We start from the raw sequence: 3597 nt of genomic DNA on the forward strand, positions 1-3597 counted from the left end.
GAAAGCAAAGCGCGCAAAACCTTGTCTTGTCATGCCGGCCATGGTAGCGAACGCCCGATTTCAATCCGGTCAGCAACGCTGCCGAGGCAAAAGGACAAAGGCTTATGGCCAGCAAAGACGACGCGCCGACCGGCGCGGCCAGTGGCAACGGCGACGCGACGCAGCCTTCGCTCAACGTACTTGCCCAATATGTGAAGGACCTTTCCTTCGAAAGCCCCGGCGCGCCGAACTCGCTGCGCGGCCGCGACAAGGCTCCCGGCATCGCCATCAACGTCAATGTCAACGCCAACCCGCTTTCGGACAAGCAGTTCGACGTCAATCTGACGCTGAACGCCAAGGCGTCCTTCGACAAGGAAGTGCTGTTCAACGTCGAGCTGGTCTATGGCGGCGTGTTCGCCATCAGCGGCTTCCCGCAGGAGCACATGCTGCCGCTGCTGTTCATCGAATGCCCGCGGCTGCTGTTCCCGTTCGCCAGGCAGATCATCGCCGAGGCGACGCGCAATGGCGGCTTCCCGCCGCTGATGCTCGATCCGATCGATTTTGCGCAGATGTTCCAGCAAAAGCTGGCCGAGGACCAGGCCGCCAGCAAGGTCAAGGTGAGCTGAGGCGAGTGCTCGCTGACGTCTGAAAAACCCGGCCTCGCGCCGGGTTTTTCTTTGGGATGCGGCGGGACAGCGAAGGATCGTACGGGTCGGCTGATCCTAAACGCCCCTGCCGCTCCGCCAAAATCGCTATGCCGCAGAACTCGCTTCCCGGGCGACGCGCAGCCAGAGCGCCTTTTCGCCTAATGTGCCGACCATGCTCGCGTGCGCGGCGCGCTCTGCTTCGGTCAGGCGAGACGGCAGCGCTATCGGCCGCGCACCGATGCTGATGTCGATGTCGTCGACGTTTCTCCTGCCGCCGGCCGGCGCCGTGGCGCTGTCGAGGATGAGCGCCGCCTGCTTGCCGCCGATGAGCTCGATATAGACCTCGGCCAGCAATTCCGAATCGAGCAACGCGCCGTGCTTGGTGCGGCGCGCATTGTCGATGCCGTAGCGCCGGCACAGCGCGTCCAGCGAATTGGGCCCCATCGGATGCTTGCGGCGCGCCAGCGCCAGCGTGTCGACGACAAGTCCGGGATCAACGACCGGGTGGCCAAGCCGGCCGAATTCGACATTGAGGAAAGCGATGTCGAAAGTCGCATTGTGGGCGACCAGCTTGGCGCCGTCGATGAAGGCAAGGAACTCCTCGGCGATGTCGCTGAAGGTCGGCTTGCCCATCAGGTCGGCGGCGCTGATGCCATGAACGGCCTGCGCCTCGGCATGGATCGGTCGTCCCTGCGGATTGATGTAGTGGTGGAAGGTGCGGCCGGTCGGGAAACGGTTGACCAGCTCGATGCAGCCAAGCTCGATGACGCGGTCGTCGCGGAAATCGAGGCCGGTGGTTTCCGTATCGAAGATGATCTCGCGCATCGAATCAGTCCGTTGGGTCCGGCGTTAGTACAGCCGAATCATGATGGGAACAAATTGGCAACATATTACGCCGGGCGCAAGCGCCGTTAAGCAGGCTTGCCGGCTTTATCCCCGACCAGTTTCGCGACTATCGCATTGACCGCCGCGCGCGCCGCATCAAAACCTTGTCCGGTGTCGATGATGAAATCGGCGCGCTCACGCTTTTCGGCGTCGGGAACCTGCCTGGCCAGGATCGACGCCAGTTTCTCCTCGCTCATGCCCGGCCGCGCCAGCACGCGGGCGCGCTGGATGTCGGGCGACGCGGTGACGACCACGACCTTGTCGACACGGTCGCGGCCGCCGGTTTCGAACAGCAGCGGGATGTCGAGAACGACAAGCGGCGCGCCGGCGGCCCGGTGTCTGGCCAGGAAAGCGCCGGCGTCGGCGCGGACCAGTGGGTGGATGATCGCTTCCAGCCGTTTCAGTGCAGCTGCATCACCGAGCACCCGCTCGGCCAGCCTCGTGCGATCGACGGAGCCGGATTTCGCCGTTCCGGGAAACGCCGCCTCGACCAGCGGAGCCGCCTTGCCGGCGTAGAGGCGATGCACCGCCTCGTCCGAATCGTGGACAGGCACGCCGGCCTCGGCAAACATCCTGGCCGTCGTCGACTTGCCCATGCCGATCGATCCGGTGAGGCCGAGCACGATCATATTTTTTACTCCCTGGCGCCGAGATCGGCGACGATCATCTGCCGCAATTCGGCAGTGACCTCAGGCCTGATGCCGAACCAGCGCTCGAAGCCGGGCACCGCCTGGTGCAGCAGCATGCCGAGCCCGTCGACGGCTTTCAGGCCGCGCGCCTTGGCGGCGGCCAGCAACGGCGTTTCCAGCGGCACATAGACAATGTCGGTGACGATGGCATGGTCCGGCAGTCTGGCCGGATCGGCGGACAGGCCTTCATTGCCATGCATGCCAAGCGCTGACGTGTTGACCAGCAGGCCGGCATCGGCAAGCAGCTCGCGGGTCGCCGCCGTGCCGTGGGCCGAGACCCCGGCGCCGAAGCGGTGGCGCAGCTCCTCGGCTCGGGCGAGCGTCCGGTTGACGATGCGGATGTCACTGATGCCGCGCTGCTTGAGCGCATGGATGACCGCGCGAGCGGCGCCGCCGGCGCCAAGCACCACCGCTGGGCCGTTTGCGGCCCATCCCGTCGCATGCTCGTCGAGATTGGCGGAAAAGCCATGGGCGTCGGTGTTGCCGCCGCACAAAATTCCGCCCTCGAGCCAAAGCGTGTTGACGGCGCCGATCTGTTCGGCCGCGTCGTCGCGGCGCGCCGCCAGCGCGAAGGCGGCCTCCTTGTGCGGGATGGTGACGTTGCCGCCACGATAGCCATTCGCCTCGAGTGTTTCGACGAATTCGGCAAAAGCCTCCGGCGCAACGTCGATCGCCCGGTAGCTGCCGTCTATGCCGTATTTCGCCAGCCAGTAGCCGTGGATCTTCGGCGACCGCGAATGCGCGACCGGATGACCGGTGACGAAGGCCTTTTTCGCGGCCTCAGCCATCGATGGCTCCGAACTCGCGCAGCTTGGCCAGGACAGGCAGAAGCGGCAGGCCGACAATGGTGAAATAGTCGCCCTCTACTCTTTCGAACAGCTGGATGCCCTCGCCTTCGATCTGGTACGCGCCGACGCTGGACAGCGCCTTGGCGCCGACCCGCGCCAGATGGCGGCCGATGAAGGCCGGATCGAGCTTTCGCATGGTCAGGCTGGCGACGCCGACATGCCGCCACAGAACTGCGCCGTCGCGGGCCAGCACTACGGCGCTGTTGAGTTGATGGGTCCTGCCCGACAGCGCCAGGAGATGGCGGCGGGCGGCTTCCATGTCGGCCGGCTTATGAAACACTTCGTCGCCGAGCGACAGCGTCTGGTCGCAGCCGAGCACCAGGGCGCCGGGCTTTCGTTCGCTGACCTCGGTGGCCTTGGCCTCGGCCAGCACCAGGGCTACGTCCTCTGGCGAGATACCGCTGCCCTGCAAGGGTGCTTCGAGGGCGCGCTCGTCGACTGCCGCCGGAACCGCCTCGACCGCCACGCCGGCATGGACAAGCAGCGCCTTGCGGAACGGGCTGCCGGAGGCAAGGATGATTTTTTCGGCCATTTTGTCGCCTGCTTCTT

5 protein-coding genes are annotated in these 3597 nt (G+C 65.3%); 1 reads left to right on the top strand and 4 read right to left on the bottom strand.

Annotated features, from left to right (window positions below; translation table 11 throughout):
• Nucleotides 1-104: 104 nt before the first annotated feature.
• The gene (gene secB / locus AC0L28_RS34450) at nucleotides 105-605 is read left to right on the top strand and encodes a protein-export chaperone SecB (protein WP_027153623.1); all 501 of its coding nucleotides are present in this window, start codon (nucleotides 105-107) and stop codon (nucleotides 603-605) included.
• Between the two features lie 126 nt (nucleotides 606-731).
• On the opposite strand, the gene dnaQ is transcribed toward secB, so the two are convergent.
• The 4 genes from dnaQ to AC0L28_RS34470 form a co-directional block, all read right to left on the bottom strand.
• Nucleotides 732-1451: a DNA polymerase III subunit epsilon gene (gene dnaQ, locus AC0L28_RS34455; protein WP_202365260.1), complete on the bottom strand. Its 720-nt coding sequence runs from the start codon at nucleotides 1449-1451 to the stop codon at nucleotides 732-734.
• A gap of 86 nt (nucleotides 1452-1537) precedes the next feature.
• Complete coding sequence (gene coaE, locus AC0L28_RS34460) at nucleotides 1538-2140, bottom strand: dephospho-CoA kinase (RefSeq protein ID WP_473482928.1); 603 nt, start codon at nucleotides 2138-2140, stop codon at nucleotides 1538-1540.
• A 5-nt stretch (nucleotides 2141-2145) separates the two neighbouring features.
• Nucleotides 2146-2988: a shikimate dehydrogenase gene (locus tag AC0L28_RS34465; protein ID WP_473482930.1), complete on the bottom strand. Its 843-nt coding sequence runs from the start codon at nucleotides 2986-2988 to the stop codon at nucleotides 2146-2148.
• Nucleotides 2981-3580 (bottom strand): Maf-like protein, encoded by a 600-nt coding sequence (locus AC0L28_RS34470; RefSeq protein ID WP_473482932.1) that lies wholly within the window; start codon nucleotides 3578-3580, stop codon nucleotides 2981-2983. The genes AC0L28_RS34465 and AC0L28_RS34470 overlap by 8 nt, the downstream gene beginning before the upstream one ends.
• Between the last annotated feature and the right edge of the window lie 17 nt (nucleotides 3581-3597).

This window comes from Mesorhizobium sp. WSM4847 (assembly GCF_055811335.1).